Below are 2,578 nucleotides of genomic sequence, written 5' to 3'. Positions count from 1 at the left end.
TCGTCCGCTGGCAGCGTTATCCCTTTTTTCTGTTCCCGTGGATCGTCGCGACGCGCATCTTAAGCCGGATCTATCCGGCGGTCCTGGAGCGCGAGGAGCGCCCCGGACGGATCCTGAACGCATGGCTCACCGCGCTGGTTCGAATGGAGGTCACCCTGGGGCGCTGGATCCGGTGGCCCCTGGGCTCCACCTTGCTGGTCCTGGCTCGTAAACCCATCTCTCTAATGGAGTGAGCCGGGACGTTCCGAGGCCCTTTGAAGCCGGGCGACGAGAGCGCCTGCATGAGATTCCAGTTGCGCTGGACTGCGGATAGATGAGAGCAACAGGGGGATGATGGATCACCTGTTGACTTTCCCCGAAGGGCCTTCCGGGATGAAAAAGCGGGGCGGATCACAACGAGCCGGAAACCGGGATGGTTCCGGGAAGTCTCTAAAAAGCTGGGCCGAAGATCGCCCGTCCATCTTTGGGGTGAATGGAGGGTTTGAATGTCTGTGACGAAGATGAATCGTGGGGAAGTGGATTTTGAGTTACTCCTCTTCTCCACAGACCTGTCATTCATCCGCGCTGCCGTTGCGGCGGGTGTGAATGGGATTGTGATAGATTGGGAACGAATTGGAAAGGCGGAGCGTCAGCGAGGCTTCGACACCCAGATCAACGCCGACACTTTAGAGGACTTAGAACGGGTGCGAGCGGCCACTGAGGTCCCGGTGATCTGTCGCATCAATGCTTTCGGCCCGACGACACGGGACGAGATCGAGGCGGCCATCCGGGCAGGCGCCGATGAGCTTCTCCTGCCCATGGTGCGATCGGCCGAAGAAGTGGAACGGGTCCTAGAGTGGGTGGCCAGCCGGGCAGGGGTGGGGATCCTGGTGGAAACCTGTGAGGCGGTGAGACAGGCCGAGCGGCTGGCCCGTCTGCCCCTCTCGCGGATCTACGTCGGGCTGCATGATCTTGCGATCGAGCGCGGGACCCCCAATCCGTTCCGCGCCGTCTCCGACGGGCTGGTGGAAGAGGTGCGCCGCTTCTTCACCGTCCCCTTCGGCTTCGCCGGGCTGACCCTGCCGGACCGGGGCTTTCCGATCCCGTGCCGTCTGCTGATCGCGGAGATGGCCCGCTTGCGTTGCTCCTTCTCGTTCCTCCGGCGCTCGTTTCTCCGAGACATCGTGGGCCGCGATCCCGCGGCGGAGATCCCGCGCCTCCGGCGCGCCCTCCAGGCGGCCTTTGAGGCCTCGCCCGATAAGCTGGAGGAAGATCATCGGATGCTCCTAAGGGCGATCGAGGCCGCGGAGCCGTTCTTTCGAGCTCGCAACTTGGGGGACAGGAGATGACTGGCTGGCGGATTCTGATCACAGGCGGCGCCGGGTTCATCGGCGCCAACCTGGTCCGTCGCTTCCTGACCCTCGGGGCGGAACTGCACCTCGTGGTCCGACCCGAGGCGAAGCGCTGGCGTCTGTCCGGTCTGGAGGATCGCGTGACGCTCCACCCGGTTGACGTGCGGGATGGGGTTAGAGTGAGGCAGGCGGTGGAGGCCGTCCGGCCGCATGCGGTGTTCCACCTGGCGATGCCGGCGGGGCACCCGCGAACGACGGATGAGCGGCTGGAGGCCCTAACCGTCAGCGTGGTGGGGACAGCGTATTTGCTCGAGGCGGCCGGGGCGGCAGGCACGGCTCGCTTCGTCCACGTCGGCAGCTCGCTGGAATACGAGCCTATGGCGCGTTCGCTGCGCGAATCCGACCCGCTCCGCCCGAACACCGACCGGGGGCTGGCGAAGATGCTGGCCAGCCGTCTGGTGGAATTCTACGCCCGCTTCCGCGGTGTGCCGGCGATCATCCTGCGACCCTTCAGCGTTTACGGGCCGTGGGAATCCCCCCGCCGATTCATCCCCACCCTTCTGCGGGCCGCCTTGCGGGACGAGGAGATCCGCCTGACGGCGCCCGGCTATCGCCACGATTGGATCTTCGTGGCGGATGTGGTGGAGGCCTGCTGTAGGGCACTGGAGGCGTCCGTTGAGCCCGGAGAAGCTTTCAATATCGGGACCGGTGTGCAGTGGTCCAATGAGGAGGTTGTGGCCATCGTGGAGGCCCTGGTGGGGCGGCCATTGCGCCGGCGGATCGGCGAGTATCCCCCCAGCCCGCCGGATCGAACTTGCTGGGTGGCGGAGATCGAGAAGGCGCAGCGCTCCCTGGGCTGGTCACCGGCCTGGGATCTCCCCTCTGGCCTTCGGGCGACCCTAACATGGATGCAAGATCACCTTCACCTGTATACGGACGATGTCCTCGCTTAGTGTCTCCGCTTTAGCGAAGCCGGATGCGCTCCCTCCACATGCCTTCCGGCCGCCGGAGTTGGATCTCAGCGTGGTGATCCCGGTGTATCGCAACGCGGCCACGCTGGAGCCCCTGTATGTCCGCCTGAGGGCGGCGCTCGAGAAGACGGGTCAGACATGGGAGCTGTTGTTCGTCGAAGATGCATGCCCAGAGGGCTCGGGGGAGGTCCTGAGACGGCTTGCGGCGCAGGATCCGCGGGTGGCCGTCCTAGCGCTGCCCCGCAACGTCGGCCAGGCGCGGGCGATCTGGATCGG

Annotated in this window: 3 protein-coding genes and 1 pseudogene; all 4 read left to right on the top strand. The window is 65.2% G+C overall.

Going from position 1 to position 2,578, the window contains the following annotated elements; all coding sequences use genetic code 11:
* Positions 1 to 233, top strand: a pseudogene (locus tag NZM16_RS07235) (hypothetical protein); the annotation flags it as partial.
* 252 nt (positions 234 to 485) lie between these two features.
* Positions 486 to 1,328, top strand: coding sequence for an aldolase/citrate lyase family protein (locus NZM16_RS07230; protein ID WP_295479634.1), 843 nt, complete (start codon positions 486 to 488; stop codon positions 1,326 to 1,328).
* Entirely contained in the window at positions 1,325 to 2,284 is a 960-nt protein-coding gene (locus NZM16_RS07225) for an NAD(P)-dependent oxidoreductase (RefSeq protein WP_295448073.1), read from the top strand. Before NZM16_RS07230 ends, NZM16_RS07225 begins: the two co-directional genes overlap by 4 nt.
* On the top strand, positions 2,271 to 2,578 hold a 308-nt coding region (locus tag NZM16_RS07220; RefSeq protein WP_295479632.1), incomplete at its 3' end, for a glycosyltransferase. The genes NZM16_RS07225 and NZM16_RS07220, both read left to right, overlap by 14 nt.

It is taken from the genome of Thermoflexus sp. (assembly GCF_025055495.1).
In the GTDB taxonomy this organism is placed as follows: Bacteria; Chloroflexota; Anaerolineae; order Thermoflexales; family Thermoflexaceae; genus Thermoflexus.
This window is presented reverse-complemented; position numbering and strand designations above follow the sequence as displayed.

Bases quoted from the DNA above. Each gene is read 5' to 3' on its own strand.
- NZM16_RS07230 (WP_295479634.1), top strand. From the start codon at position 486: ATGTCTGTGACGAAGATGAATCGTGGGGAAGTGGATTTTGAGTTACTC.
- NZM16_RS07225 (WP_295448073.1), top strand. From the start codon at position 1,325: ATGACTGGCTGGCGGATTCTGATCACAGGCGGCGCCGGGTTCATCGGC.